Consider the following 25,981-nt stretch of genomic DNA (forward strand, 5'->3'; position numbering starts at 1 on the left):
CTGCCAGAAACTGTCAGGGCACCAGATCGGAGTGGAATCGTGAGGAGTCACAAATCCTTAACGGCGGACTCCTGGAAAACAAATCAAGAACAAATTTCTGTGAATTGCCTGTTGCCTATCCAGCCCGAGGAAATGCTTCCTCGGCCCTCATTGGACTCAGGAAGGACGCAACAGCTACTACCATGTCTTCGTCATCCCGGCCTCGCATGTCGGGATTCACCAAAACAGGCAGGGTCTGGGAGACTTGGAATGCCAGCGGTTACAAACTGTGGCGCTCGGCAAACCGCTCGTAGCCCCGCGTCCGCTTCACGGCTGCGGTATTTCGTCAATTTCAGGCATCAGGCGGTCACCGACACGAAAACGGCCACCCGTGATGACCCGTGCGGTGATCCCGCCGTGTCCACGCACGGCATTATAGCCTCCGACACCAAACGTCTCTTCCATACGCGAACAGGGATGGCATTCGCCGGTGTATTCGAGCACCGCTTCACCCAGCCGGAAGCGCTTATCCTTCAGCGCCAGCAGATTGATCCCTGAGGTGACGACGTTGCGCCGAAGCGCGTGCGCCTGCACGGACACGCCGAGGAAGCTTGCGATCGCATGCATGTCCTCCTGGCCGATAAGCGTCAGGTGCCGGTTGCCACTTCGTCCCTGATAATGGTCACCGATTAAGCCAACCTCAGGTGACAGATGGGCCTCGTCCGCAGCGATAATCTCTCCTCGCCGCTCCGGCCGCAAACCTATCCACTGCACCGTGCCGGGACGCACCGGAGCCTGCAGGAGATGAGCGAGACTGGACTTGGGATGAAAGGCCATGGTGGAGGGCATCGGTCACGAGCAATTTTGGCCGTCAGCTTAGTCGCGTACAGGCGCATTCTCCAGCTTTAAAGATCGCAAAACTGAGGCTGACCGCGATCTCCGCCAGAGGTGGACCACCAACCTGACACAATCTTAACTGGTCATCCCGCGCCTCTTCCGTTAACTCTAATGTGGGCGCGTCAATCGGGGCTAACGAACATTGACCGATCAGATTGAGGAAAAGCTGGCGTCACTGACGCAGCGGCAGAAAGAGGTGATGCGGCTTATCGCCCGCCATTACCGTGACAAGGAAATCGCGCGGATTTTGAACATCAGCGAGCATACGGCGCGCGCGCATGCCGACGCCGTGCGCGACAAGTTGGGCGGCATTAGTCGGCGGGAAGCGGCCCGTTTTCTTAGCGACCACGCAGACGTTTTGGGTATCCCCCCTGAACGGGAATATCAGTCATCGGGAATAGCGCAGACCGGCCATGAACCGTCATCCTGTGGTCATCCCTCCCCTATCGGAGATACCGATGACCATCCCCACGCTTCCCTCGACGCCCCCTTACCCACAGTCGGTCACGATGCAGTGGGCGCACATCGAGACCGCGCTCAGATACCTGGCAGTGCCAGAGAAGGCGCATCTGATCAGCGAGACGCTTTCGGCGATCCGGCAGGAATACCAAACCACGCCGGAGAAGCTCGTCTTTACCCTGATCTCAGCCTGCGCCTGGCTCACGGACGAGACGGCGTCCATGGCTGGCTCGCCCAACTCAACCTCCTTCAATGGACACTTCTGACTCTGGGACTAACCCTGTGCGTCGTCCTGATCATTGGCGGTGTGATGGGGGCCCTGATCGGAATTTTCCAGGCCATTCGCGAACTCAGCGGCCAGACCGGATAACCTGTATCCGGCTGGGCGCATAACCCAGCCGGTAAGAGACCGGCCCTAACTGGAGACTTGATGATGAAACGATCGGAAATGGTATTGGCGGGCGCTGAACGTCTCTTTCAGACCGAAGAGGCAGTCGATCGCGCGCTTACGGAAACGGGCGAGATGCTTGCCGCCCTGCTGCGTATGCGCATGGCTGGCGGCCTTTCTGCGGTGATGGGACAGGAAGCGGTCGAAGGTATCATTAGCAGCGCCAACGCGCTGGCCCAGGCCCGACGCGAAATCATCTCTGTGCACGGTCACCTCAATGAGGTCAAAACCCAGATGGGTTGTGCTACGGTCGCGATTGGGACAGGGTATGATAAGCCTATTACCGGTCGGCAGGACCAATTTACTGAGGCCATGGATCAGGGGCAGCCACAGCCCGCAAATTAAACAGAAGGCGCCATGCAGTATTTGCACCTGATCTGGGTCTGGGCGGGACACATAACCGTCCTGTTGTGTGGTAGCTTGGCCATCTGGCGAGGCGGTTGGGCTGAGCGGTCCACCGCCATTGTCATTTGGGTGGCGTGGTTTCTGACACCCGTACTGCAAATGCAAAACTACGATCCGGGCATGTTGATTACGGTCATGGACGGGATCGTGGTGCTGATCGTATTCAGCATCTCCTGTTATTCCCGGAGAATCTGGACTCTTTTTATGACCGTGTTTGTTCTGGCGAGCTTCCTGGCCCATTTTGCAGCCGATCTCGTCCCATATGTCGGGTATTTCTCATATCTGACCGCCATGGGATTGCTTGGCGGCTATGGCGTCGCGCTGACTCTGGGAGGCGCCGCGCTGGAAGCAGAATATTTACGAAAGAAATCCACAATGCACGCCTGAGGTGTAAGGGCTGACACCCTTACACCAATGAAACTAAGCTGGGTTTCTGCTTCTTGGTATGCGGGGTCGCGTTCAGGTCCATGTCTCATCCCCATTTCATTGATGTTCAGGTCGGCAAACGTCTTCGCGAGTTTCGCGAAGCCAATCGACTTTCCCAAACAGACTTGGCCAGTGCCCTGGGCATCACCTTCCAGCAGGTCCAGAAATACGAAAGCGGTCACAACCGCATCAGCGCCTCAAGGCTTCATGCAGCGGCGTGTTTCCTGAAAGTGCCGGTGTCCGACTTCTTTGAGGGCCAGGATGATATAGCGCCCGAAGGTCTGTCTGAGTCAGAAGCGCGTATCTGGGCCTTCACGCGCACCTCCGAGGGACAAAGGCTTTCCCGGTATTTCAGTCAGTTGAGCACGCCCATGAGACGCAGTGTTGTCTCCGTGGTCAAGGCTCTGCTCGCCGAGCAGAAAGAGTAAAACGGTTTCGTGGCCGGTGTCTTCTTCGTCGAACTATCTGACCGGCGCCAGTTTCGCCGACTCGATATGCCAGCGGCGCTGAGCCGGTGTGGCCCCGTCCACATTGTTGACGCGGCGAAGCGTGTAGCTCCCCTTAAAGCGCTGATGCTCTCCAGTCTTCAGCACCGCATCGATGGTGACCGGCACGCTCTGAAACACCGACCCCGCCCCGGCATCGCCCTCGGGCAATTCTCCAATCGTCACCGTGGAGGACCGGGTCTCTGCAAAGCCCGCGCTGAACCGCGCTAAGGACTGGTTGGGCGGACCGTCCTCGCCCCATTGCGACCAAGCCGTGCCGTAGTCCCGCGCATTGATGGCCGAATAATAGAGGCGGATGACCGCCGCTGCCGCTTGCGCACTTTTGGGATCGGGCTGGCAGTCGGCGATCGGTGCGTCCTTATCGTCGAAGAGCGCGCAACTGCGGGCAATCTCATCGGACATCAGGGCGCAACTGTTGGCGACGTTGCAGGGTGGATGCGTCGCCGGGGATACATTCCGGCAGCTCTTCGCAAGACGCTCGGCCGCCTTCGCGCCGATTTCGGTCGAACAGGCCACGGGTCCCTCCGCCTCGGTCGCAGGCAGGGTTTCCAGCGCCGAACGCGAAACCGGGGCCGCCGACACGGGATCGACGATCTCTATGCCGCCCGATGCTGTGTTTCCCGAGTCTGCCCGGGAAGCCGTATCGGGTGCCTCGCCCTCTCGCGCGCCGCAGGCACTCAGGACGCACAAGGCCGCCATCAAAACGGGGCTCAGGGCTATAGGCTTCATCGGTCGCTCCTCTCGGCGGCTGCGGGTTTCCTAAAGCGTGCTTTGCAAATAAGCCATTCCCATCTGAGATGAGGCGGTTTTACCTTACGCCTGCACCTCAGATTGGGACTGCACCGACCACCCGGTAATCCGATCCTTGCGAAACGTGCGTTCCTCCTGCCGGTTGAGGCACACCCCTTCGATATAGGCACCGAGGCTGCGCCAGTTGGAGACGCGACGCTCGGTGACCACGCCATCGCGATCGGCGTAGGTGAAGGTGGCAAACTCACCTTCTTCGCCTTCGACCCAGCGCGGATCCGTTGCGGCCAGGTCGCGATCATGCTTATCGAGCGTACGCGCAACCTCCGGATCGGCCCGCTTGTATTTCGAGGGATTGCGCAGGGCCTCCGTCGAAGTCTTATCCCGTCTAATGCCTATCAGATAGGTCAGAGCCGCGCCCGCGATAAGCCCTGTCACAAAGGCGATCAGTGTCGTTAAGGTCATTACTTGCCTCCCCGAACGAGATCAATGGCGATCGGCCAATGGTCGGAGGTGCCAGACCCCTCGCCGGTTTCGGCGTTGAAGCGGAAGGCCTTGGGACGCATGACCTGATCTCGATCGTCCCACTGCAATTGTTCAGTGTCGGTCAGAACCGTGCGGAAGGTCTTGGGATCTATGGCCCAGTCCTGGCTCGCGCCGCTGGCCTTCTGGGTGATGACATCGAGATAGGACCAGGTCTTTTCGCGACCATAGAACTGGCTGCCGTTGCCACGGCAGACATTGTCCAGTTGTGCCGGCAAGACCCAGCCGGTAAAAGCCGCCGCAAGCCCTTTACGTTCTTCCGGCGCACAGTTGAAATTGAAGTCGCCCGCCGCCAGGATGACGTGGCTCTGCGGCAGTTTGGCGGCCAGGGCCGCTATCGTCTGTGCGGCGATTTCCCGGCACACGCGCGGATTGCCGCCGGACGGCAGATGTCCGCCAAAGAGGGTCAGCGTCTTACCGTCCTGCAGAGCCAGATCGACCTGCAAAAGGTCGCGCGTCGTACCGGCAGACCCATCGCGGCTCTTGCAGTCTGAGGCCTTTGTCAGATCCACCGGGAAAGATTTAGGTGTAAAGCCATTGGCCAGAGGCAGTTTGGACAGAAGGGCGACCTTGATCCCACGCTGATCGGGCTTAGGCGCCGGACGGTTGGGATCGGCGTCCAGCAGCACCGCTGTCACATAGGCGGCACCGGCGTTATTCAGTGCGCCTTTGATCGCCTCAAGGCTCGCCTGGCTTTCCACCTCGGTCAGGACGAGGACATCCGGCCCCCGTCCGAAATCAAAGCGCTGGATGACGCGCGCGACGTTTGCGGCTTTGGCCGACACCCAGGCCGGGGTGTTGATGACCTCGTTGCTCGAGCCATTGGGCGTCCGGGGGTCGTCTTCGGCGTCAAAGAAGTTTTCGACATTATAGGTCATGACGGTCAGGCGCGGTGCGGCCTCCTGCGCGGCAGCGCCGCCCGTAATGACAAGGCTCAACAGGCCGCTTACCAGCCAGGGGGCAGTTTTCAGGGTCATGACGGGCTCCTTTGATATTGGCTCATTTACCGACAGGGCTTCGATGCCGTCCAGCGGTTTTGAGGTGCACTACCCCGAAACGGCGGTCGCCTGCGCCGCTTCGAGCGTCGCCATGGCCTCAACAAAGCTCAGGCTATTACCTGCCTGCGGCAGGTCAAACGCGACACCTTCAAAATCAGCAAAGACCCATTTGTCCTCGCGCAGCATACGCAGGGTCGCGCCATCACGCGAGACGTCCTTTCGATCGACCTCGGTCATGGCCCGCGTCTCCCAGTCAGTAAGCAGCTTTTCAATTCGACGCTGCATGGACGTCAGGGTGCCGGCCGCACAGGCGCGACCTTTGACAAGCGGTTGCGGCAGGTCTCGCAAGGCGGCGATCATTGCGGCCAGGCGGTCATGATAGAGGCCCAAGCCTTCGGGGTTGAGGCTCATATCATCCTTCCGATCTGTCAGCGAGAGCGGTGGGGTGCCACGCTGTTATAGCCCTTGGCAAGGTGCCGATATTGGGTTTCACTGAACGGCCCACAGGAAGAACGACCGATGTGTAATCTCTACTCAATGACCAGCAATAAAGCGGCCATTCGCGCCCTTGCCCGGGTCCTTAAATCATCGGTCGGCAATCTGCCCCTGTTCGAATACATCGGCGCCAATGGGTTTGGCCCCATTGTGCGCAACACCGGCGAGGGCCGCGAACTGGCCATGTGCCGGTGGGGGATGCCCTCTCCGCCTTTCACGCTCAAGGGCAAAAACTACGATGCCGGTGTCACCAATATCCGCAACACGGACAAGCCCTACTGGGCCAAATGGCTGACGGATCCGGCAAACCGGTGCCTCGTGCCGTTTACGTCCTTCTCGGAGCCCGATCAGGTGTCCGGCAGCAATGTCATCCACTGGTTCGCCCAAAGCCCTGAGCGCCCCCTGCTCTTCTTTGCCGGCATCTGGACGCCTCAGTGGACCTCCGTGCGCAAGGTCAGGGACGGCGAGACGACGGATGACCTCTATGCCTTCCTGACCACGACGGCGAACGCCGAAGTCGGCGCGATTCATGACAAGGCTATGCCCGTTATTCTGACGACGGAAGCCGAGTGCGACCTGTGGATGACGGGCTCATGGAGCGAGGTTCAGTTGCTGCAGCGCCCCCTACCCGACGGTAGCCTAAGCGTCGTGGCGACCGGACGGCGCAAGGACGGGCCGCATCTGGATGAGTTGAATAGCCTTTCAGGTGGGTCCGCCACGCAAGATTCGTTGCTCTAGGTTTCAATAGCCGTCATGTCAATGACAATTAAATAATCAGCATACGGATTATTTGCCGTCGTCTGAATCTAAAGCTACGCCGACGCCCTACGCCCTTCATTTCCCAGTTGCCGTTGCTCCGTTTGTCGCTGTCACTGAGCTCTCCACACGCCGCCTTTGGCCCCGGAGACGAACATGGCAGACGGACAAAACATCATCCCCATGGCGTTGTCGCGCAGCACGCTTATGCTGCGCTCCGCGCTTGGGACTGACATCACCGCCTTCATGGAGGACCCGGAAACGGTCGAGGTGATGCTGAACCCGGATGGGCGCCTTTGGGTCGACCGGTTAGGACGCGGTCTTGTCGAGACGGGCTGCAGTCTCGGCGTTTCAGCCGGTGAACGCATCATCCGGCTTGTCGCCGATCATGTGGGGGTTGAAGTCCACAAGGCGTCACCGCGCCTGTCCGCCGAACTGCCCGAGAGCGGTGCCCGTTTTGAAGGCCTCCTGCCGCCGCTGGTATCCGGCCCCACATTTGCCATTCGCAAACCCGCGGGCGTCGTCTTCACGCTTGGCGACTATGTCCGAAAAGGCATTCTGACAGAGCTACAGGCTGACCTCTTGCGCTCTGCCGTTCTGAGGCGTCGTAACATCCTGGTGGTGGGCCCGACCTCTTCGGGCAAGACGACGCTGACCAATGCCCTTTTGGCAGAGGTCGCCAAGCAGGATGATCGTGTCATCCTGATCGAAGATACCCGTGAACTTCAGTGCGCCGCTCCCAATTGTGTTGCCCTGAGAACCCGCGAGGGCACCGCCAGCCTGTCTGATCTCGTCCGATCCTCATTGCGGCTTCGTCCCGACCGCATACTCATCGGCGAGGTCCGCGGCGCAGAAGCCCTTGAACTTCTCAAGGCCTGGGGCACTGGGCATCCCGGGGGCGTCGGCACCTTGCATGCCGGTTCGGCTCTGGGTGCGTTGCTGCGTCTGGAGCAACTGATCCAGGAAGCCACGGTCACCGTTCCCCGACATCTGATCGCCGAGACCATCAACCTCATCGCGGTTCTCGAAGGCCGGGGCCTTGAACGCCGCCTCTCAGAGCTTGTCGAAGTCCGTGGGCTTGGACCCGGCGGCGAGTATCAGCTTTTCCCCCTCCCTCACCCGCACTGAAAGGATACGTCATGCGTTCATGTTCTAACCTCGTAACGGTCGCGGCCACGACTCTGGCCATCTCTGCGGTGTTCGCCGCCCCCGCACTCGCCGCCGGTTCCGGCATGCCGTGGGAGACACCTCTGCAAAACATCCTGCAATCCATCGAAGGGCCCGTGGCCAAGATCGTCTCGGTCATCATTATCATCGTCACGGGGCTGACGCTGGCCTTCGGCGAAAGCAGCGGCGGATTCCGACGCCTGATTCAAATCGTCTTCGGACTCTCCATCGCCTTCGCTGCCTCCTCCTTCTTTCTGACCTTCTTCTCCTTCGGCGGCGGGGCGCTGATCTGATGTCGGCCGGTTCCGCAGACAACGGCGTCCCCCCCGCCTACGCGGCACCGGTCTACAGGGCTCTGATAGAGCCCATCCTGATGGCCGGCGCCCCGCGGGCGCTGGCCATCGTCAACGGCACAGTGGCCGCCGCTTTGGGGCTGGGTTTGCGCCTGTGGGTCGCAGGACTGGTTCTGGGCCTGATCGGCCACGCACTGGCCGTCTGGGCGGCACGCAAGGATCCCGATTTCGTCGAGGTCGCCCGTCGCCACATACGACTGCCCTCCTACTTCGATGTGTGAGACATGTTCAATCTCTCAGAGTACCGTAGGCGCCAGACCCAACTCAGCGACTATCTGCCCTGGGCCGCGCTCGTCGCGTCAGGCATTGTCCTCAACAAAGACGGCTCGCTGCAGCGGACACTCCGTTTCCGGGGGCCGGACCTTGATAGCGCCATCGCGGTTGAACTCAGCGCCATCAGCCAGAGACTGAACAGCCTCTTTCGGCGGCTGGGTGAAGGCTGGAGCCTGTGCATCGAAGCCCAGCGTATCGCCGCCTCCGACTACCCCCAAAGCGTGTTCGATGATCCCGCCTCAGCTCTGGTCGATGCCGAACGCCGCGCGTCCTTTGAAGCGTTTGAGGCCCACTTTGAATCCCGCTATTTCCTGACCCTCGTCTATCTGCCACCCCAAGACCTGAAGGCCAGGGGGCAGACCTGGCTGTTCGAAGGTGGGGCGAGCGGTGATACCGCCGTCTGGGACCGGGTGTCCGTCTTTCAGGATCAGACCGAACGCGTGCGCAAGATGATCGAAGGCCTGATGCCCGAGTGCGACTGGCTCGATAACCCCGGCACGCTCACCTATCTGCATTCGACCGTTTCAACGCGTTCACACACGGTGGCTCCACCCGAGGTTCCGATGCATCTGGACGCCCTTCTGGCGGACCAGCCCTTGACGGGTGGCCTGTCGCCCAAGCTCGGCGACCATCATCTGCGCATCCTCTCCATAACAGGCTTTCCAGGCGCAACCGTGCCCGGCCTTCTTGATGACCTTAACCGCCTGGGCTTTGCCTATCGCTGGTCAACGCGGGCGCTCCTTATGGATAAGGTCAGCGCTGGCAAGGTCTTAACCCGAATCCGGCGTCAATGGTTTGCCAAAAGGAAAAGCGTCGGCGCCATCCTGAAGGAGGTGATGACAAATGAGGCCTCGGCACTGGTCGACAATGACGCGGCCAACAAGGCCGCCGATGCCGATGCCGCCTTGCAGGACTTAGGTGCCGATCTCGCCGGCTACGCCTATGTCACGATCACGCTTGTCGTCTCAGACGCCGACGCAAACCTCGCCGATGAGAAGGCTCGCCTGCTCGAAAAGACGATCCAGGCCCGAGACTGCGTTTGCGTCAACGAAGGTCTCAATGCCGTCGACGCCTGGCTGGGCAGTCTGCCCGGCCATCTCTACGCCAATGTGCGCCGCCCCCCGATCTCCACCTTAAATCTCGCCCACCTTATGCCGGTATCCGCCGTCTGGGCAGGCCCCGATCACAACGGGCATCTGAATGGGCCCCCGCTCTGCTTCGCAAAGACCGAGGGCAGCACGCCGTTTCGTCTGTCGCTGCATGTCGGTGACGTGGGCCACACCCTTGTGATCGGACCTACAGGTGCGGGCAAATCCGTTCTTCTGGCCCTGCTCGCCCTGCAGTTTCGACGCTATGCGGGTGCGCAGGTTTTCGCCTTTGACTTCGGCCTATCCCTGCGCGCCGCCGGGCTGGCCATGGGCGGTGACTGGCATGATCTCGGCGAACCGGAACAGGGGAATATCCGGCTCCAGCCCCTTCGTCGCATCGATGAGACCGCTGAATGCGCCTGGGCCTCAGACTGGCTGTGTGATCTTCTCGCGCGCGAAGGTATTGAAACCACCCCGGACGTTAAGGCCCACCTCTGGTCGGCACTCTGCGCACTGGCATCGGCACCTGCTGATCAACGTACCCTCTCAGGAATGTGCGCCCTCATCCAGTCATTGCCTCTAAAGCAGGCCTTAAAGCCCTATTGCCTTGAAGGCCCAAACGGCGCGTTGCTTGATAATGACGCCGATACCCTCAGCCTGAAGCCCATCCAGATCTTTGAAACGCAAGGTCTGATAGGCACACCGCCGGCGGCCTCTGTCCTCGCCTACCTCTTTCATCGGATCGAAGGCCAGCTTGATGGCCGCCCGACCCTCATCCTGATCGACGAAGGCTGGCTGGCCCTTGATGACCCAACGTTTTCCGGACGCCTGAAAGAGTGGCTGAAGACACTCCGCAAGGCCAATGCGAGCGTTCTCTTCGCCACGCAAAGCCTCGCCGATATCGAACGTAGCGCCATTAGCGCGGCCCTTATAGAGAGTTGCCCGTCAAGGATCTTCCTGCCCAACGCCGCCGCGCTCGAGCCAGGCCTTAGCCCCCTTTATCGACGCTTTGGTCTGAACGACCGGCAGATCGAGATCATTGCTTACGCCCAGCCGCGTCGGGACTACTACCTGCAGTCCCCGCTCGGAAACCGCCTGTTCGATCTCGATCTCGGCGAGGTCGCTCTAAGCCTGTGCGCCTCAGCGTCCAAGGCCGATCAGACCGACATCGACCGCATAGTTCGCGACCACGGACGAGACGCCTTTTTGCCCGCGTGGCTTCGCTTCAAGGGCGTCGAATGGGCCGCCGCTCTCATCTCTCCCCCCGCGCAACCGGAGCCTTCCCTATGACCTCCCACCCGTCACGCCGGTCTCTTCTCGGCGTTCCTCTTTTGGGTTTGCTGACAGGCGGTCTTTTGCCGTCGCTGGCATCGGCTCAGATAGTGGTCTTTGATCCCAGCACCTATGCCCAAACGGTTCTGACCGCGACCCGCGCCCTGCAGCAGATCAATAACCAGATCGCATCGCTGCGCAATCAGGCGCAGTCTCTGATCAATCAGGCCCGCAATCTCACGGCCCTGCCCTACTCGGCTCTGTCTGAATTACAGGCCACGCTGGCCAAGACCCGCGCCCTGATCTCGCAGGCCCAGAACATCGCCTACGAGGTCCGCTCAATCGATGAGACCTTCAAAAAACTCTACAGCCTTGAGGCCCTGACGGGCACCGACAGGGCCCTCGTTGAGAACGCCAAGGCACGCTGGAAGACGACCGTTGGCGGGCTGCAGGATGCGATGCGATTACAGGCCACCGTCATGGGAAACCTGTCTGCCAACCAGACACAGATGGCGGCCCTTGTTACCGCTAGTCAGTCGGCCGACGGCGCCTTATCGGCCACACAGGCCGGCAACCAGATCTTGGCCTTGCAGGTCCAGCAGCTCAATGACCTCACCGCCCTGATGGCCGCCAATGCGCGCGCTCAAAACATCAAGGCTGCGGACGACGCCGCGGCGGCGGCGGAAGCGCAGGAGAAGCGCAAACGCTTTCTGCAGCGCCGCAAGGGCTATGCGCCCGGCTCAGCCAAGATGTTCTACGAGGACTGAGCCATGACCAATACCGGCGTCATCGACCAGTTTCTGGAAGTCTTCACCCGCTACATCGACAGCGGCTTCGGACTTGTGCAGGGCGATGTGGCCTTCGTGGCCACGACGCTGATCGTCATCGATATGACACTGGCCGCGCTCTTCTGGACCTTCGATGGTGCCGCCGAAAACGATATTCTGGCGCGCCTGATCAAAAAGACGCTGTTTGTCGGCGCTTTTGCCTATCTCATCAGCAACTGGAACCACTTAGCAGCCATCGTCTTCAACAGTTTCGCAGGCCTCGGACTCAAAGCTGCAGGCACCGGTTTCTCGGTCGCCGACCTGATGCGACCCGGCAAGCTGGCCCAGACGGGGCTTGACGCCGGCGCCCCGCTTCTCGAGGCCGCCTCAGATGTGATGGGGGCCTCCACCCTCTTTCCCGACTTGATCCAGATCGGCTGTTTAGGGCTCGCCTGGCTCTTGGTGGTTCTCGCCTTCTTCATCCTGGCGATCCAGATGTTCGTCGTCCTTATCGAGTTCAAGCTGACGACGCTTGCAGGCTTTGTCCTCATCCCATTTGGTCTTTTTGGCAAATCCGCCTTCATGGCCGAAAAGGTCCTCGGCAACGTCGTCTCGTCGGGCATCAAGGTTTTGGTACTGGCCGTTATTACCGGTATCGGCTCAACGCTCTTCGATACGTTCGTGCGGGACTTCGGAGACGCCTTGCCTACCATCGAAGACGCCATGGCTGTGGTGCTGGCCGCCCTCACCCTCCTGGGGCTTGGCATTTTCGGTCCCTCGATTGCCAATGGCCTGGTCTCTGGCGGTCCCCAACTTGGCGCAGGTTCCGCCGTTGGCACAGGCCTCGCCGCCGCAGGCGCGGTTGGTGCAGGTGTTGCCGGTATTGGCATGGCGGCCCGAGGCGCTTTGGCGCTTGGCGCCGGGGCGGCGGGTCTGGCACGCGGGGGCGCGGCGGCCGCTGGCGCGGCCCAGGCCGCCTATGGAATGGGGGCCATGGGCCGAAAGGGTGCCTCGGCCGTGGCAGGCGGTTTGAGCAGCGTGGCGCGTGCCGCAGCCTCCCCTCTCGCCCGTTCGGTTGAAGCCACCACGAGGGCGTTTCGCGACAGCTATGCGCAAGGGGTGAAAGGCGGATTTGAGGCAAGCGGCGGCACCGTCGGCCAAAGATCTGCCTCGGGAGCTCAAACACCTTCCGCCGAGGCCCCGCAGTGGGCGCGCGATATGCGCCGTAACCAGTCCTTCCACGCCGCCTCGAGCGCTTCCATCCATGCTGTGCGCTCAGGGGATGCCGCCGGTGGAGGCCATACCGTGAATCTCAATCAGGGTGAATAGCCATGCTGAAGTCCACCTCATCTCGATACAGCGAAACCCCCGCGCCGATCACGCCCTACCAGGCAGCCGCCAAAGCCTGGGATGACCGCATGGGCTCCGCGCGCGTTCAGGCCAGAAATTGGCGGTTGATGGCCTTTTGCGCGCTCGGTTTAAGTGCGGGCCTCGCCTCTGCCCTCGTCTGGCAATCCGCCCGCGGCCATATCGTGCCCTGGGTGGTAGAGATCAGCCCGCAGGGCCAGGTGCAGGCGGTCGCCCCCGCTCAGGGCGACTATACACCGACTGACCCGCAAATCGCCTTTCAGCTTTCGGAGTTTATTGCGCAGGTGCGCTCGGTCCCTGCAGACCCCGTCGTGATGCGTCGCAACTGGCTGAAAGCCTATGACTTTACGAGTGACATCGGAGCGCAGGCCCTGAACGGTTACGCCCAAGGCAACGATCCGTTCGCCCGCTCGGGCACGGAACAGGTCGATATCGAGGTCACGAGCGTCCTTCGCGCCTCTCCAACATCCTTCCGCGTCACATGGCTCGAGCGCCGATACGTCTCCGGCCAACTCGCGGCCACCGAGCGCTGGCAGGCGATCTTGACTGTACAGATCATACCGCCCCGCGATCCGGAGCGCCTGCGCAAGAACCCCCTCGGCCTTTACGTCACCGCCCTCACCTGGACCCGCGAGCTAAACCCATGACCCCTTCCCGCTTACTTACAATTACCCTGGCGCTCACCCTCTTCGGAACCGCCGCCGCTGACGCCCGACCCAAAGGTCGCCTTTCGCCAAGGCCCGCCGTCGCTCAGGATCGGCCCGCAGATGAGGTGCGCAAAGCCAATGAAGCGGCACGGGTTGAGCCGGCGAGTGATAGCTTTGCCAATGCCGTTCAGGTCTACCCCTACACACCCGGCGCGCTTTATCGCGTCTACACCTCCGTGGGCAAGGTGACCGACATCGCGCTGCAGCCCGGAGAACAACTCACGGGCTCTGGTCCGATTGCCGCCGGGGATACGGTGCGCTGGATCATCGGCTCAACGGAAAGCGGCACAGGCACCGAACGTCAGGTGCACATTCTGATCAAGCCAACCGCCAACCAGCTCTCCACCAATCTCGTCATCAATACGGATCGGCGCACCTACCATATCGAGGTTCAGGCTCTGCCCTCGACCTATATGGCCTCCGTCTCCTGGCGTTATCCACTGGATGAGATGAAGGCGCTGGAGGTGAAGGCCGAACGGGTGCGCGAACAGATGCCCGTGGCCTCGGGCCTCACCCCGGAGACCCTGAATTTCAAATACCGTCTGGAGGGGGCCAAGGTGCCCTGGCGGCCCGTCCGCGCCTTTGATGACGGCCGTCAGGTGTTTATTGAACTGCCCGCCGCAATCGCCGCAACGGATTTGCCCCCTCTGTTCCTGCTCGGTGCCGACGGCAAAGCGGAACTGGTGAACTACCGCGTCAGTCACCGCTTCATAATTGTCGATCGCCTCTTTTCGACTGCAGAAATGCGCATTGGTGAAAAGTCACGCCAGAAGGCCGTGCGGATCCGGTTTACGGGAGGCCCACGTTCATGAGTGAGACCAATCCCAACCTCGCAGAGGCGCTACGTCTGAGACCAGACCCGAAACCCGTTTTGCGACTGTCCCGCAAGGCTCTTGCGGTGACGGGTATAATCGCAGGCGCAGGCATTGGCGGCGCTCTGATGCTGGCACTGGCTCCCCCTGCCAAGCCAACCGTCCCACGCCCTGAAGTCTCCGCCCCTGAGAAGCGACCGCGCAGCAACGAAACGCTCAACAGGCTACCGGCAAGCTACGCCGATGTGCCCGTCCTCGGCCCGCCACTGCCCGGAGACCTGGGCAAACCTATGCTCAATAGCGGGCTCGTCGCGACGGGCGACGGCGGCGAGCAGAATGTAGTGTCTGGTCAGGGTGCCTTGGGATCGAGTGAGCCGCCTTCGGCACCACCTAGCCCTGATGACCAAACCCGGCTAAACGCCCGCTCAAGTTCCGTGTTTGCGCCGGGCAATGCTCCAAAAGCGCAGGTCGAGCCTTCTCCCCTGCCGCTACCGGCGCTGCCTGATCTCGCGCGTTTGATGGCGCCTCAACAGGAACTCCCGCGCAACGCCGCGGATAAGCAGACAGCGTTTCTTCGGGCAGACACTGATCGTTCGAGTGTCAGTGACGCGCGTCTGATTACACCAGCCTCCCCCTATCTCATTCAGGCTGGCAGCGTGCTACCCGCCGCACTCGTCACCGGCATCCGCTCTGACCTTCCGGGTCAGGTCATCGCGCAGGTGACGCAGGATGTCTACGACACGCTTGGGCAGGGTCACCTTCTGATACCTAAAGGGTCGCGTCTCCTGGGCGAATACGATAGCGCTATTGCCTTCGGACAAAGCCGCGTCCTTCTGGCCTGGCGACGCCTGATCCTTCCCAACGGAAAATCCCTCATCCTGGAGCGCCTGTCCGCCGCCGATGTGAGCGGGCAGGCCGGTCTTGAAGATCGCACCGATTATCATTTCGATGGTCTCCTCGCCGCGGGTGCCCTGTCCACCGTGTTAAGCGTGGGCGCGCAAGCCGGGTCGTCCGACAGCGATTCCGACATCGTGCGGGCTATTCGCGAGGGCGCCGGAGACAGCATCAGCCGAACAGGGCAACGCATCGTCGAGCGTCAATTGAACATCACTCCCACCCTGACAATTAGGCCCGGACACCGCGTGCGGGTGATCCTGTCGAAAGACCTTGTCTTAGAACCCTATGGACGCTGACATGGCCAAGCTAAAACTCGGGCCACTTCCCGACGACAAGCCCGTTAAGGTGACGATTGACCTTCCCGCAGCCGTTCATCGCGACCTCCTCGCCTACGCAGACGCCCTCACACGGCAGACCGGCCAGAAGATTGATGAACCCAACCGTCTGATACCGATCATGCTGGAACGGTTCATGGCGTCTGACCGCGCCTTTACGCAAACCGCGCGCCGATCACAGGTGTTCAATTAGGGGGAGACCGCCATGAACACGACGTTTCTATTACTCGCTCAGTATGATGGCCGCGCCGTCATCCCGATTGAATGGGTCTGCCGGGATTACTTTTCTCATCTGACCCCGATCAAGCTGATAGCCAAGATCTCCGCAGGCGATATTGCGATCCCCGCTGGTGAGAATTGAAAACAGCCAGAAATGCGCCAAAGGCGTTCATCTTCAGGACCTGGCGGGCTACCTTGATGAACGAACAGCCGAGGCGAGAAAAGAGATGACCGCACTCATTGGCCCCTCGCATAGCCGGGCCAGAAGTCACCACTGAACGCTGCAAGCCATCGGGCGAACCGATTACATTTTCTGGCGATTCGCGGGCATGGCCGAGTGCGGAGAGTAATGGAACTCCGGCGTACGCAGCTTAAACCACTCAGGAGACAGGCAGGCCCTGCTTAAAGCACCGGGCAACCACCGGGACCGCATCTGCGCTACCAGGAGGCTCAGCGTCTGACGATAGATTTCCTCCTTTACGCCCTTGGTGCGCGCCTTGTAAATGGTGGTTAACCCACGTTCGCGGGATGGCCGTTTATGCAGACCGAATTCGCTTTTGGTCAAATCCTCAGCACGATCAGGTCAATGAGCGCGCTGTTGCCTTGCGCAGACGGATGCAAGCGCACCCAGTAACCCCTGTTCTTAGCGAACATCTCAAGCTCGCGCGCCTGTCGACTCCACGTGTTGATATCCACCTCACTGGTATGCGCGCAGCTATAATGGCCAGCATCACCAGTAGCGATAATCTGCCGGAGTTCCTGCAAAGTTACTTCTTTTCACGACATCTGCCCCGCAGCCTTCGACGAATGGTGATCGCCATAGCATCCCGTTGCGGCTCAGGGCCATAGTCCGATACTGACGTGATGGGGTGGACGGCTCCCGCTCCCGGCATCTAGGTGCCATACTGTGGCTGTCAAAGGTCACAACATTGGAGAGCCATCCATGAAAGAGGTTACCACGATCGGTCTTGATATTGCCAAGCATGTTTTCCAAGCCCATGGGATAGCGGCCGATGGGGCGGTTGTTTTTCGACGAAAGTTACGTCGAAACGAGGTTGGAGCCTTTTTCGCAGGGCTTCCATCCTGCCTAATCGGTATTGAAGCGTGCGCTACAGCTCATTTCTGGGCGCGGCAACTGATTGATTTGGGCCACCAAGTCAAACTCATTCCGGCAGCTTATGTGAAGCCTTACGTGAAGCGACAAAAGAATGATGCCGCTGATGCCGAAGCCATATGCGAGGCAGTCACTCGGCCGACGATGCGCTTTGTGCCGGTGAAGACCGAGGAACAGCAAAGCGTGCTGATGCTTCACCGCGTCCGCGAACTCCTCATTCGGCAACGGACTATGCTTGTAAACGCCCTTAGGGGGCACCTTGCCGAACTTGGGCTCGTGACCCAGCTGGGTGCCCGCGGCGTTGATATGCTGTTAGCCTTAGTGGAAGACGAAGACCACGACATGATCACCACAGTCGCTCGTACAGCCTTACTCCCGATCGCCCAACAATTGCGGGACCTGGACCTGCAGGTTGGCGAGGTGGATAAGCAGATATTGGCTTGGCACCGGTCGAATGATCTCAGCCAAAGGCTTGAGACTATACCCGGGATTGGCCCGATTACGGCCAGCGCTATCGCCGCTACGGTAGCTGATGCATCTTTGTTCAAATCGGGCCGGCAGCTTGCCGCCTGGCTTGGCCTTGTGCCGCGTCAAAACTCGTCTGGAGGAAAAGAGCGGCTTGGCAAAATCACCAAGCAGGGCGATCCCTATATCCGACGATTGCTGGTCGTGGGTGCGGCCGCTGTCTTGCGATTTAGCAAAAGCGCAAAATCGACGACAGCGGCGTGGGGTGCTGGAATGTTGTCTCGAAAACCGTACACCGTAGTGGCCGTTGCTATGGCCAACAAGATGGCGCGCATTGCCTGGGCGCTCATGGTGAACGGAACACGCTTTAACGGAATGACCGCGTAGGCCACCTGCGCAGGTTCAGCGAATTGGTGAGGTGCTGATGGTGTGATGAATGCGGTCGATACCGAGATTGGAAAAACCCGTCGTTGGGAGCTGGCGCAAAAAAAGCGCGATGACGTGTCTGGGATCCAATCTGCGGAATACATCAGGGCCAGCGGCAATGAACGGCCGCATCAAAAGGCCGGACACATGCCTGCACCCGACCGATATCAATACACCAAAATCTTCTTGCCAATAGGGAGCCGTCCACACATGCTCCCCATTTCTTGGCCACCCGAAACTAGAATTTCCGGGGGTACACACTCGATACGACCGCTGTGCCCACACCTTCTTCTCTGCCATACTCATCGCCGCTACCGTCATCTTCTGGCTCTGATCAATGAGTCCTGAGCCTAGGAAATTCTCAGCTCTGGACGCTTACGCACTGCTGATGCCCTCCTGCGCCAAAGCGCGGCGAGCCACGTGACGTGCCGCGTCATCCCTTAGAGTCAGGCCGATTTAGCGAGATTCCTTAGAAACGCAGTCATCGCGCTTTCAATCTGACGGATTTGATCGCCTGCCTCTCCCGCCTTTTGTGTCGAGTTCTCAGCCAGCCCAAACGCACTGTCGGCAATGTCTCCTGTCATCAGAGCACTCTTGACGATGATACCTATTTCATTATTTGAACTGTCGGCCCGGCGACTGATCTCGGTCGCTGATGCCTCTTGCTGTCGCACGGCCCCTGCAATAGACGACGACCCCATGTTGATGTCCGCAATGGCATTATTAATATCGAGGAGTGACATCGATATGCGGTCCGCGATACCCTTCAGATCGCCAATATGACTGGATATCTCGACGGTGGCTTTCTTAGAATTATTAGCCAGTTGTTTTACCTCTGAGGCTACGACGGCAAACCCTTTACCCGCCTCGCCGGCACGGGCGGCCTCAATGGTCGCGTTGAGCGCCAAAAGATTTGTTTGTTCGGCGACCCCCTGAATGACACCGGTAAACCCGTGGATTTGATCCGTCGCACGCAATAAAAGATCCTTGATCTTGAGCGATTCATTCACCGTCTCGGCGATCTTGTTGATCGACGTGACGTTGACCTCGAGTTGTCTCGATATTTCGCCAATTGACGAAGACAATTGCTCGGTCGCTTCTGATATCTGACGCGCGTTCTCCATAGCTCTTTCTGGGGCCGAATTATTGGTCTTGGCATGGGCGCGGACGGATTCGGTTTCCGCTTTCAGACGGGCGGAATAGGTCTGAATTTCTGCAATCGTCGCATTTAGGAGGCTGACGTTTTGTGCGACTTCGGCGTTAAACAAATCGCCCAAGGCCTGACGGCGGTTTGCCGCCTCTTTCTCCATCACCTCAAAATAAAAGGTAACAACAACCGCCAGATCTTTAAAGACGGCCTGAAGGACCGACTCAACGACTTTCTCGCGATCTTTAATTTCAGATTTCGGCAAGGTATCCATTGCCGTATTGAGGAGATTAGATGCGTAATTTGCGTAGGCCATAACGTATCCAAAGCAATCCAGGCTCTGTGAAACGTTCTCTATGATGGCGCGCTGTTTCTCAAAATATTCGTCGTCAAACTGGCCATTTACGATTTTTTTGAGCTTAAACCGCTCGGTTTCAGCGACCTCGGCCGGCAGAGTGCTCCAGTTGACCCCCAGACCTCGCCGGTAGGTATCGAGGAGCATGGCCTCAAAGCGCGTCAATAACCGCGCCTCTACCTTGCGTCCTATGGCGGCCTGCTCCGAGGTCAAGGTTGGGAAGCGTTGCTTGTAGGGATGAGACACGACGTAATCTCCAGGACGAATCTGACCTCATCCTGCGTGCCACAGGATTGGTTAAAAAACGTTGTTCGAGATTCTCTCTATCATTACCCTGCCGCCTTTTTGGGTGTTTACACGTTAAGGGCCCGTCCGGAAGCATTAAGCTTCGGGCCGGGCCAATGTTGTTAAGTGGACTTATTATCGCGGTTGCAGATCACCAAAGAAGTACGAGGACGTCACTCCCCCATCCATCAGGAAATCACTGCCACTGATAAAAGCACCGTCTGGTCCCATTAACAGAGCAGCGAGGTTGGCAACCTCGTCCGGTGTGCCAGCACGACCGCAGGGCGACAGGTCTATCATTCGACGATACCCTTCGCCACGCGGGCCCGTAAGCTCGTCACGAGCCAAAGGGGTTATGATTATGCCGGGGCTGATCGCATTGACGCGCGCACCACGTCTGCCCCAGCGCACCGCTTCACTCATCACCCGCAAAACGTTAGCGCGCTTCGAGAGCTGATAGGCATGGAGTGTATCTTTGACCGAGTCTGGCTGCAAGAACGAGAGGTCAAGCAACTCTTCTGTAGGCGTAAGCGCCAGAGCTCTGTCCTGTTCGGGCGAAAGCGCCGGCAGCCTGTGCCCGGATTGTGACGCGATCACCACGGCCGATCCACCCCGACTGACGACGTGTCCGAAAAGTTCCAGTAGCAGCGCGGTTCCATACAAGTCGACTTTTAATATTGCCGAAACTGGCGCCTGGCTCGGCGACACGCCCGCCGAATGGATCACCTGCGTCACCTCTCCAATCGAAGTCGCCCGATCGACAAGCGACTGAACGGACGCACGCGAAGAAATATCAACCACCGCAGTGTGGGTCTTGTAACCCGCCGCCTTCAATATTTCGGCTGCGGCGTCCGCATTCGCCTGGTGCAGGTCCGCCAATAAGATTTGCTTCCCGGTGCCAACCCGACGGGCAATGGCTTGGCCAATGGACCCAGCCCCTATGAGCACGACTACATCTGACATAATGGTCTCCTTCTTGTTTTGGATTGATATCAGTTTGGGGAGATTTGACGAAAGCCCGCTTAACCGCTGCCGCTGGAGCGATATGTCGAAAAGTGTGAGCGGTTTTCGACAAAAATATCGCAACAAAACAGAGATTTAGAGCGGGATGATGCTTCCATTCAAAATCATCCCGCTGTGTTTGCTTCAAAAGCGTACCCGCATGGCCACGGATGCGGCGACGCTAGTAGCTACAGGTGTGTAAATTGACGAGACGCCAGGCGCCGGATTTCCTAGCGTAAACTTCCGTGAAGGCGAGATCGAAGCTGGCTCTGTGACCGGAAAAACGAACATCGAAACGGGCCTTACCAAACAGCGCCGCCGCATCCCCATAGACCCGAGCGGTAAGCTCACGAGGAGAGATACGCTCATAGACAAAGCGTCCCGACCGCATTTCCTCGATCCACTCCGACTTCGAAGAAACGCGCCCGTTTAAATGCACAAAAATCAGGTCGTCGTCGAACAGGTTTGCGACCCGATCAACGTCGCGGTCGGTCTTCCAACGAAACTTATCCGTTGAAAGTTTGACTATATCCTCAGCCGTAATCTCGCTGTCTGGCCAACCTTCCAGGGTCATCACATCATCCCCAGAACGGGATGCGTTCGATAAGGACGTTCCAAAGCTTCAATGTCTTCGCGTGCCAGTTGGATGTCGAGCGCGGCTACCGCCTCTTCTACATGCGATACCGCCGTTGTTCCCACTATAGGCGCCGTGACAAACGGCTTGCTCAACATCCACGCCAGTGCGGTTTGCGCCATGGACAGTCCGAGGGTCTTTGCAACCGCCTGGAGATTAGCTACCACCACCTTGTCGAGATCATTGGTTGAGTCCCAGACCCATTTGGAAACTTCATCGACCTTGACGCGCTCCGTCACCGTTCCCCAGGGGTGGGCAAGGCGCCCCCCGGCAAGAGGGCTCCAGGGCGTAACACCCACCTTGCGATCCTCGCAAAGCGGAATCATCTCACGCTCTTCCTCTCGGTAGATGAGGTTATAGTGGTTCTGCATTACAGAGAATTTCGTCCAGCCCTGCCGCTCGGCAATCGACTGCATCCTCTCAAACTGCCATGCATACATGGTGGAAGCACCGATGTAGCGAACCTTGCCCATTTTCACGACATCATGAAGGGCCTCCATCGTCTCTTCCATCGGTGTGTGAGGGTCAAGACGGTGGATGGTGTAAAGATCGACATAGTCCATCCCCAAGCGTTTCAGACTCTTGTCTATTTCCGACAAAATAGCTTTTCGCGAAAGCCCGCTGCCATTAGGCTTACCCGCCCGCATCTCCATACGCACCTTGGTTGCGACAACAACGTCGTCGCGGGGAAGTCCCAGGGCACGGATTAATCGGCCTGTAATCTCCTCGCTGGTACCAAGCTGATAGACATTGGCCGTATCGAAGTAATTGATGCCCAGCTCCACGGCCTTCGTAAAAATGGGCTTAGCCTCATCAAAATCTCTTGCCCAAGGGAACAGCCCATTTTCACTTCCGGGCTTGCCAAAGCTCATCATACCCAGACAAATCTTCGACACGTCGAGGCCCGTGTTCCCCAGTTTCACGTACTTCATAGCGACACCTTATCCCTGAAATCCCGTCGAGCCACCCGCCCGGCACCATAAGATAAAACAGTAACGCCTTTCGCTTTTGCCGATTAGGCGCTAAATTCTACATGGACTGATACTCGGAGCTTATAGATGGACCGTGATGAACTGGCGGACCTGACGGCATTTGTGGCTGTGGCGGAAGAACGCAGTTTCACCCGGGCGGCCATCCGGCTGGCGACCTCCCAGTCTGCTGTGAGCCAAACCGTGCGTCGGCTCGAAGAGCGTCTGGGCGTGCGACTTTTGACGCGTAACACTCGCCATGTCGCCCCAACCGAGGCAGGTGAACACCTCCTAGGGACGCTAAGGCCAGCCTTCTCTGACATTGATGCAACTTTAGTTGCCCTCGGCAGGTTTAGGGACAAACCAGCCGGAACGATCCGCCTTACGGCAGGACGTCATGCGGCCGAAACCCTTCTGTGGCCAGCCATTTCGGAGCTAATGAACCAATACCCGGACATAAATGCCGAAATTTCTGTCGACTCAGCGCTCACGGACATTGTCAGCGACAGGTTTGATGCCGGTGTCCGACTCGGAGAACAGATTGAAAAAGATATGATCGCGGTGCGCATCGGTCCAGAGATGCGAATGGCCGTTGTCGCGTCTCCGGAATACTTACGTGCGCACGAAGTGCCCTTGACGCCCCACGATCTTACTCGGCACAAGTGTATCAACATCCGTCTGCCGACAAAGGGGGGGCTCTATATCTGGGAGTTTGGTCGGGACGGACGCGAGATCAACGTTCGCGTTGAGGGCCGACTTGTGTTCAACGATGTAACATTCGTGCTCTCAGCGGCGATTAATCATTATGGGATTGCCTGCGTTCTTGAGGGACAGGCACAACCAATGCTGCAAGACGGGCGGCTGATGCGCGTTCTCGAGGACTGGTGCCCGCCCTTCGCCGGATACCATTTGTATTATCCAAGCCGGCGTCAGATGTCGCCTGCCTTTTCCTTGCTGGTTGAGAAGCTAAAGTTCCGCGGGAAACAAGGCTAGGTTTGGCAGTTTCTCTACCGAGACCCTACCTTGCCAGCGCCGTGCCCTCCGCACAGCGAGCGCGGTGTCTGATCTTCACACCCTGCTAAATAGGCGTCCACCGACGTTGCCCCCAGGTTTTATCCGCGTTTGAGTTCGCTCTGGCGGTTTGTGACCTGCTACCCATTTCTTGGCCACCCGAAACTAGAATTTCCGGGGGTTAGGGCTCATGGTGCGGCGAGCGCCGAGGAGCCGGACACGAGTGATATCGGGGGTTTATTGCCGATGGCACTATGGGGTCGGACTTCATTGTAGTCCTTACGCCAAGACTCCATCTTTTCCCGGGCGTCGTCAAGGCTCATGAACCAGTGCGCGTTCAGACACTCCGCCCGGAACTTGCCGTTGAAAGACTCGATAAAGACGTTATCTGTCGGCTTTCCAGGCCGTGAGAAGTCGAGCGTAACTCCCTTCTGATAAGCCCAGAGGTCAAGGTCGCGAGAGATAAATTCCGAGCCCTGATCAACCCGAATGACCCTTGGATAGCCGACGCGCTTACAGACATTTTCCAAGGTCTGTACGACGTCTTCGCCGCGGTAAGTGTAGCGGGGGTCAATCGCCGGCGAAAAGCGGGAAAACGTGTCCACGACAGTCAATATGCGTAATTTCCGGCCGGTGCAGAGCTGATCGTGGACAAAGTCCATGGCCCAGGTCTCGTTGTGACGCGTGGCTTCACGGCGATCCTCCCGAAGTTTGGCCTTCACGCGACGCTTGGGTGGTTTCTTCCTGAGCTGAAGGCCCAATTCGTTGTAAAGCCTGTAGATTCGTTTCGGATTAACGACCCAGCCTTCACGTACGAGAAGCACATGTATGCGCCTGTAGCCATACCGAACTCGAGTTTGGGCGATCTCTGTAATCCGCTTTTTCAGGTCGGCCTGATCACCTGTGCGCGGCTTGTAGAGGTACATCGGGCGATCAATCCGAAGTGCCCGACAGGCTCTTCGGACTGACACCTGCCAGGTGGCAATCACCCGGTCAACAAGCTCACGTCTGGCGGCAGGCCTCAGCGCTTTTTTGCGAGAACATCCTGCAACATGGCTTTATCAAGCGACAGATCCGCGACAATGCGTTTCAGCTTCGCGTTTTCCTCTTCCAGTTGGCGCATGCGCCGCATCTCTGACGGCATCAATCCAGCGTACTTTTTACGCCAATTGTAGAACGTCGCGTCCGATATGCCAGCCTTGCGACAGACCTCGGCGACCGCCACGCCGTCATCTGCCTGCTTCAAGATGAACGCGATCTGCGACTCCGTGAACTTCGACTTCTTCATGAAATTCTCCTCATCCCGCAACCGGGATTTTAATTGGAAAATTCCAGTTTTAAATGGCCTCGATTTTTGGGGAGCATGTGTGGACGGCTCCCTATTGGCAAGAAGATTTTGGTGTATTGATATCGGTCGGGTGCAGGCATGTGTCCGGCCTTTTGATGCGGCCGTTCATTGCCGCTGGCCCTGATGTATTCCGCAGATTGGATCCCAGACACGTCATCGCGCTTTTTTTGCGCCAGCTCCCAACGACGGGTTTTTCCAATCTCGGTATCGACCGCATTCATCACACCATCAGCACCTCACCAATTCGCTGAACCTGCGCAGGTGGCCTACGCGGTCATTCCGTTAAAGCGTGTTCCGTTCACCATGAGCGCCCAGGCAATGCGCGCCATCTTGTTGGCCATAGCAACGGCCACTACGGTGTACGGTTTTCGAGACAACATTCCAGCACCCCACGCCGCTGTCGTCGATTTTGCGCTTTTGCTAAATCGCAAGACAGCGGCCGCACCCACGACCAGCAATCGTCGGATATAGGGATCGCCCTGCTTGGTGATTTTGCCAAGCCGCTCTTTTCCTCCAGACGAGTTTTGACGCGGCACAAGGCCAAGCCAGGCGGCAAGCTGCCGGCCCGATTTGAACAAAGATGCATCAGCTACCGTAGCGGCGATAGCGCTGGCCGTAATCGGGCCAATCCCGGGTATAGTCTCAAGCCTTTGGCTGAGATCATTCGACCGGTGCCAAGCCAATATCTGCTTATCCACCTCGCCAACCTGCAGGTCCAGGTCCCGCAATTGTTGGGCGATCGGGAGTAAGGCTGTACGAGCGACTGTGGTGATCATGTCGTGGTCTTCGTCTTCCACTAAGGCTAACAGCATATCAACGCCGCGGGCACCCAGCTGGGTCACGAGCCCAAGTTCGGCAAGGTGCCCCCTAAGGGCGTTTACAAGCATAGTCCGTTGCCGAATGAGGAGTTCGCGGACGCGGTGAAGCATCAGCACGCTTTGCTGTTCCTCGGTCTTCACCGGCACAAAGCGCATCGTCGGCCGAGTGACTGCCTCGCATATGGCTTCGGCATCAGCGGCATCATTCTTTTGTCGCTTCACGTAAGGCTTCACATAAGCTGCCGGAATGAGTTTGACTTGGTGGCCCAAATCAATCAGTTGCCGCGCCCAGAAATGAGCTGTAGCGCACGCTTCAATACCGATTAGGCAGGATGGAAGCCCTGCGAAAAAGGCTCCAACCTCGTTTCGACGTAACTTTCGTCGAAAAACAACCGCCCCATCGGCCGCTATCCCATGGGCTTGGAAAACATGCTTGGCAATATCAAGACCGATCGTGGTAACCTCTTTCATGGATGGCTCTCCAATGTTGT

At 58.7% G+C, this 25,981-nt stretch carries 29 protein-coding genes and 2 pseudogenes; 19 read left to right on the forward strand and 12 right to left on the reverse strand.

All coding sequences use genetic code 11. The features are described from left to right. Positions 1–306: 306 nt before the first annotated feature. Positions 307–816: an MOSC domain-containing protein gene (locus EM6_RS16670; RefSeq protein WP_126424277.1), complete on the reverse strand. Its 510-nt coding sequence runs from the start codon at positions 814–816 to the stop codon at positions 307–309. A gap of 202 nt (positions 817–1,018) precedes the next feature. On the opposite strand from EM6_RS16670, the gene EM6_RS16675 reads away from it, so the two are divergent. The 4 genes from EM6_RS16675 to EM6_RS16690 all read left to right on the forward strand — a co-directional run bounded on the left by EM6_RS16675 (position 1,019) and on the right by EM6_RS16690 (position 3,042). After that, positions 1,019–1,705 carry a helix-turn-helix domain-containing protein gene (locus tag EM6_RS16675; protein ID WP_126424278.1) on the forward strand — a complete coding sequence of 229 codons (687 nt, stop codon included), beginning with the start codon at positions 1,019–1,021 and terminating at the stop codon, positions 1,703–1,705. Between the two features lie 60 nt (positions 1,706–1,765). After that, positions 1,766–2,128: a hypothetical protein gene (locus EM6_RS16680; RefSeq protein ID WP_126424279.1), complete on the forward strand. Its 363-nt coding sequence runs from the start codon at positions 1,766–1,768 to the stop codon at positions 2,126–2,128. Between the two features lie 12 nt (positions 2,129–2,140). Next, positions 2,141–2,575, forward strand: a complete 435-nt coding sequence (locus EM6_RS16685) for a hypothetical protein (protein ID WP_126424280.1) — start codon at positions 2,141–2,143, stop codon at positions 2,573–2,575. An 80-nt stretch (positions 2,576–2,655) separates the two neighbouring features. Further along, positions 2,656–3,042 carry a helix-turn-helix domain-containing protein gene (locus EM6_RS16690; RefSeq protein WP_126424281.1) on the forward strand — a complete coding sequence of 129 codons (387 nt, stop codon included), beginning with the start codon at positions 2,656–2,658 and terminating at the stop codon, positions 3,040–3,042. A 33-nt stretch (positions 3,043–3,075) separates the two neighbouring features. Here EM6_RS16690 and EM6_RS16695 read toward each other — a convergent pair whose 3' ends face one another. The 4 genes from EM6_RS16695 to EM6_RS16710 all read right to left on the reverse strand — a co-directional run bounded on the left by EM6_RS16695 (position 3,076) and on the right by EM6_RS16710 (position 5,819). After that, positions 3,076–3,849 (reverse strand): hypothetical protein, encoded by a 774-nt coding sequence (locus tag EM6_RS16695; protein WP_232037194.1) that lies wholly within the window; start codon positions 3,847–3,849, stop codon positions 3,076–3,078. Between the two features lie 84 nt (positions 3,850–3,933). Next, positions 3,934–4,332: a hypothetical protein gene (locus EM6_RS16700; protein ID WP_126424282.1), complete on the reverse strand. Its 399-nt coding sequence runs from the start codon at positions 4,330–4,332 to the stop codon at positions 3,934–3,936. After that, positions 4,332–5,387 carry an endonuclease/exonuclease/phosphatase family protein gene (locus tag EM6_RS16705; RefSeq protein WP_126424283.1) on the reverse strand — a complete coding sequence of 352 codons (1,056 nt, stop codon included), beginning with the start codon at positions 5,385–5,387 and terminating at the stop codon, positions 4,332–4,334. The genes EM6_RS16700 and EM6_RS16705 overlap by 1 nt, the downstream gene beginning before the upstream one ends. Positions 5,388–5,456: 69 nt before the next feature. Beyond that, positions 5,457–5,819, reverse strand: coding sequence for a hypothetical protein (locus EM6_RS16710; protein ID WP_126424284.1), 363 nt, complete (start codon positions 5,817–5,819; stop codon positions 5,457–5,459). Positions 5,820–5,927: 108 nt separating this feature from the next. Here EM6_RS16710 and EM6_RS16715 point away from each other — a divergent pair, with 108 nt between their 5' ends. The 14 genes and pseudogenes from EM6_RS16715 to EM6_RS17785 form a co-directional block, all read left to right on the forward strand. Next, entirely contained in the window at positions 5,928–6,641 is a 714-nt protein-coding gene (locus tag EM6_RS16715) for an SOS response-associated peptidase (protein ID WP_126424285.1), read from the forward strand. Between the two features lie 225 nt (positions 6,642–6,866). Next, complete coding sequence (trbB, locus tag EM6_RS16720) at positions 6,867–7,787, forward strand: P-type conjugative transfer ATPase TrbB (RefSeq protein ID WP_126424383.1); 921 nt, start codon at positions 6,867–6,869, stop codon at positions 7,785–7,787. 11 nt (positions 7,788–7,798) lie between these two features. Continuing rightward, the gene (locus EM6_RS16725; protein ID WP_126424286.1) at positions 7,799–8,119 is read left to right on the forward strand and encodes a TrbC/VirB2 family protein; all 321 of its coding nucleotides are present in this window, start codon (positions 7,799–7,801) and stop codon (positions 8,117–8,119) included. Then, on the forward strand, positions 8,119–8,400 hold the full coding sequence (locus EM6_RS16730; RefSeq protein ID WP_126424287.1) for a VirB3 family type IV secretion system protein: 282 nt from the start codon (positions 8,119–8,121) through the stop codon (positions 8,398–8,400). Before EM6_RS16725 ends, EM6_RS16730 begins: the two co-directional genes overlap by 1 nt. A 3-nt stretch (positions 8,401–8,403) precedes the next feature. Beyond that, positions 8,404–10,830, forward strand: coding sequence for a conjugal transfer protein TrbE (gene trbE / locus EM6_RS16735; protein ID WP_126424288.1), 2,427 nt, complete (start codon positions 8,404–8,406; stop codon positions 10,828–10,830). Continuing rightward, positions 10,827–11,579, forward strand: coding sequence for a P-type conjugative transfer protein TrbJ (gene trbJ / locus EM6_RS16740; protein ID WP_126424289.1), 753 nt, complete (start codon positions 10,827–10,829; stop codon positions 11,577–11,579). The genes trbE and trbJ overlap by 4 nt, the downstream gene beginning before the upstream one ends. Before the next feature lie 3 nt (positions 11,580–11,582). Continuing rightward, a complete protein-coding gene (trbL, locus tag EM6_RS16745; protein ID WP_126424290.1) occupies positions 11,583–12,908 on the forward strand; it encodes a P-type conjugative transfer protein TrbL in 1,326 nt (441 codons plus the stop codon). A gap of 2 nt (positions 12,909–12,910) precedes the next feature. Beyond that, positions 12,911–13,594, forward strand: coding sequence for a conjugal transfer protein TrbF (gene trbF, locus EM6_RS16750; protein WP_126424291.1), 684 nt, complete (start codon positions 12,911–12,913; stop codon positions 13,592–13,594). Continuing rightward, the gene (gene trbG / locus EM6_RS16755; RefSeq protein ID WP_126424292.1) at positions 13,591–14,466 is read left to right on the forward strand and encodes a P-type conjugative transfer protein TrbG; all 876 of its coding nucleotides are present in this window, start codon (positions 13,591–13,593) and stop codon (positions 14,464–14,466) included. The genes trbF and trbG overlap by 4 nt, the downstream gene beginning before the upstream one ends. Further along, on the forward strand, positions 14,463–15,659 hold the full coding sequence (locus EM6_RS16760; RefSeq protein WP_126424293.1) for a TrbI/VirB10 family protein: 1,197 nt from the start codon (positions 14,463–14,465) through the stop codon (positions 15,657–15,659). Before trbG ends, EM6_RS16760 begins: the two co-directional genes overlap by 4 nt. A 1-nt stretch (position 15,660) precedes the next feature. Beyond that, positions 15,661–15,891, forward strand: a complete 231-nt coding sequence (locus EM6_RS16765; RefSeq protein WP_126424294.1) for a DUF2274 domain-containing protein — start codon at positions 15,661–15,663, stop codon at positions 15,889–15,891. Between the two features lie 12 nt (positions 15,892–15,903). Further along, positions 15,904–16,195: pseudogene (locus EM6_RS16770) on the forward strand (pyocin activator PrtN family protein). 665 nt (positions 16,196–16,860) lie between these two features. Continuing rightward, positions 16,861–17,883 (forward strand): IS110 family transposase, encoded by a 1,023-nt coding sequence (locus tag EM6_RS16780; protein WP_126420472.1) that lies wholly within the window; start codon positions 16,861–16,863, stop codon positions 17,881–17,883. Between the two features lie 292 nt (positions 17,884–18,175). After that, a pseudogene (locus EM6_RS17785) lies at positions 18,176–18,256 on the forward strand (IS5/IS1182 family transposase); the annotation flags it as partial. Between the two features lie 112 nt (positions 18,257–18,368). On the opposite strand, the gene EM6_RS16785 reads toward EM6_RS17785, so the two are convergent. The 4 genes from EM6_RS16785 to EM6_RS16800 all read right to left on the reverse strand — a co-directional run bounded on the left by EM6_RS16785 (position 18,369) and on the right by EM6_RS16800 (position 22,277). Next, positions 18,369–19,670: a methyl-accepting chemotaxis protein gene (locus EM6_RS16785; RefSeq protein WP_126424296.1), complete on the reverse strand. Its 1,302-nt coding sequence runs from the start codon at positions 19,668–19,670 to the stop codon at positions 18,369–18,371. Positions 19,671–19,844: 174 nt separating this feature from the next. Further along, positions 19,845–20,672 carry an SDR family oxidoreductase gene (locus tag EM6_RS16790; RefSeq protein ID WP_126424297.1) on the reverse strand — a complete coding sequence of 276 codons (828 nt, stop codon included), beginning with the start codon at positions 20,670–20,672 and terminating at the stop codon, positions 19,845–19,847. Positions 20,673–20,892: 220 nt separating this feature from the next. Continuing rightward, positions 20,893–21,285: a nuclear transport factor 2 family protein gene (locus tag EM6_RS16795; protein ID WP_126424298.1), complete on the reverse strand. Its 393-nt coding sequence runs from the start codon at positions 21,283–21,285 to the stop codon at positions 20,893–20,895. Continuing rightward, a complete protein-coding gene (locus EM6_RS16800; protein WP_126424299.1) occupies positions 21,285–22,277 on the reverse strand; it encodes an aldo/keto reductase in 993 nt (330 codons plus the stop codon). The genes EM6_RS16795 and EM6_RS16800 overlap by 1 nt, the downstream gene beginning before the upstream one ends. A gap of 126 nt (positions 22,278–22,403) precedes the next feature. On the opposite strand from EM6_RS16800, the gene EM6_RS16805 reads away from it, so the two are divergent. Further along, the gene (locus EM6_RS16805; RefSeq protein ID WP_126424300.1) at positions 22,404–23,306 is read left to right on the forward strand and encodes a LysR family transcriptional regulator; all 903 of its coding nucleotides are present in this window, start codon (positions 22,404–22,406) and stop codon (positions 23,304–23,306) included. A gap of 206 nt (positions 23,307–23,512) precedes the next feature. Here EM6_RS16805 and EM6_RS16810 read toward each other — a convergent pair. The 3 genes from EM6_RS16810 to EM6_RS16820 form a co-directional block, all read right to left on the reverse strand. Beyond that, a protein-coding gene (locus EM6_RS16810) for an IS3 family transposase (protein WP_126424301.1) occupies positions 23,513–24,612 on the reverse strand; the annotation gives its coding sequence in 2 pieces (ribosomal slippage) (positions 23,513–24,363 and positions 24,363–24,612; 1,101 coding nt in all). 29 nt (positions 24,613–24,641) lie between these two features. Next, the gene (locus tag EM6_RS16815) at positions 24,642–24,893 is read right to left on the reverse strand and encodes a hypothetical protein (protein WP_126424302.1); all 252 of its coding nucleotides are present in this window, start codon (positions 24,891–24,893) and stop codon (positions 24,642–24,644) included. A 45-nt stretch (positions 24,894–24,938) separates the two neighbouring features. Next, positions 24,939–25,961, reverse strand: a complete 1,023-nt coding sequence (locus EM6_RS16820; RefSeq protein WP_126420472.1) for an IS110 family transposase — start codon at positions 25,959–25,961, stop codon at positions 24,939–24,941. Positions 25,962–25,981: the final 20 nt, after the last annotated feature.

The sequence above is a fragment of the Asticcacaulis excentricus genome (genome assembly GCF_003966695.1).
GTDB classification, from domain to species: Bacteria; Pseudomonadota; Alphaproteobacteria; order Caulobacterales; family Caulobacteraceae; genus Asticcacaulis; species Asticcacaulis excentricus_A.

Coding starts and splice junctions, on each gene's coding strand:
- EM6_RS16730 (WP_126424287.1), top strand. CDS start 8,119: ATGTCGGCCGGTTCCGCAGACAACGGCGTCCCCCCCGCCTACGCGGCA.
- EM6_RS16670 (WP_126424277.1), bottom strand. CDS start 816: ATGGCCTTTCATCCCAAGTCCAGTCTCGCTCATCTCCTGCAGGCTCCG.
- EM6_RS16780 (WP_126420472.1), top strand. CDS start 16,861: ATGAAAGAGGTTACCACGATCGGTCTTGATATTGCCAAGCATGTTTTC.
- EM6_RS16725 (WP_126424286.1), top strand. CDS start 7,799: ATGCGTTCATGTTCTAACCTCGTAACGGTCGCGGCCACGACTCTGGCC.
- EM6_RS16680 (WP_126424279.1), top strand. CDS start 1,766: ATGATGAAACGATCGGAAATGGTATTGGCGGGCGCTGAACGTCTCTTT.
- EM6_RS16715 (WP_126424285.1), top strand. CDS start 5,928: ATGTGTAATCTCTACTCAATGACCAGCAATAAAGCGGCCATTCGCGCC.
- EM6_RS16790 (WP_126424297.1), bottom strand. CDS start 20,672: ATGTCAGATGTAGTCGTGCTCATAGGGGCTGGGTCCATTGGCCAAGCC.
- trbL (WP_126424290.1), top strand. CDS start 11,583: ATGACCAATACCGGCGTCATCGACCAGTTTCTGGAAGTCTTCACCCGC.
- EM6_RS16795 (WP_126424298.1), bottom strand. CDS start 21,285: ATGACCCTGGAAGGTTGGCCAGACAGCGAGATTACGGCTGAGGATATA.
- EM6_RS16690 (WP_126424281.1), top strand. CDS start 2,656: ATGTCTCATCCCCATTTCATTGATGTTCAGGTCGGCAAACGTCTTCGC.
- EM6_RS16695 (WP_232037194.1), bottom strand. CDS start 3,849: ATGAAGCCTATAGCCCTGAGCCCCGTTTTGATGGCGGCCTTGTGCGTC.
- trbB (WP_126424383.1), top strand. CDS start 6,867: ATGCTGCGCTCCGCGCTTGGGACTGACATCACCGCCTTCATGGAGGAC.
- EM6_RS16685 (WP_126424280.1), top strand. CDS start 2,141: ATGCAGTATTTGCACCTGATCTGGGTCTGGGCGGGACACATAACCGTC.
- EM6_RS16800 (WP_126424299.1), bottom strand. CDS start 22,277: ATGAAGTACGTGAAACTGGGGAACACGGGCCTCGACGTGTCGAAGATT.
- trbF (WP_126424291.1), top strand. CDS start 12,911: ATGCTGAAGTCCACCTCATCTCGATACAGCGAAACCCCCGCGCCGATC.
- EM6_RS16710 (WP_126424284.1), bottom strand. CDS start 5,819: ATGAGCCTCAACCCCGAAGGCTTGGGCCTCTATCATGACCGCCTGGCC.
- EM6_RS16815 (WP_126424302.1), bottom strand. CDS start 24,893: ATGAATGCGGTCGATACCGAGATTGGAAAAACCCGTCGTTGGGAGCTG.
- EM6_RS16805 (WP_126424300.1), top strand. CDS start 22,404: ATGGACCGTGATGAACTGGCGGACCTGACGGCATTTGTGGCTGTGGCG.
- EM6_RS16760 (WP_126424293.1), top strand. CDS start 14,463: ATGAGTGAGACCAATCCCAACCTCGCAGAGGCGCTACGTCTGAGACCA.
- trbJ (WP_126424289.1), top strand. CDS start 10,827: ATGACCTCCCACCCGTCACGCCGGTCTCTTCTCGGCGTTCCTCTTTTG.
- EM6_RS16820 (WP_126420472.1), bottom strand. CDS start 25,961: ATGAAAGAGGTTACCACGATCGGTCTTGATATTGCCAAGCATGTTTTC.
- EM6_RS16705 (WP_126424283.1), bottom strand. CDS start 5,387: ATGACCCTGAAAACTGCCCCCTGGCTGGTAAGCGGCCTGTTGAGCCTT.
- trbG (WP_126424292.1), top strand. CDS start 13,591: ATGACCCCTTCCCGCTTACTTACAATTACCCTGGCGCTCACCCTCTTC.
- trbE (WP_126424288.1), top strand. CDS start 8,404: ATGTTCAATCTCTCAGAGTACCGTAGGCGCCAGACCCAACTCAGCGAC.
- EM6_RS16765 (WP_126424294.1), top strand. CDS start 15,661: ATGGCCAAGCTAAAACTCGGGCCACTTCCCGACGACAAGCCCGTTAAG.
- EM6_RS16700 (WP_126424282.1), bottom strand. CDS start 4,332: ATGACCTTAACGACACTGATCGCCTTTGTGACAGGGCTTATCGCGGGC.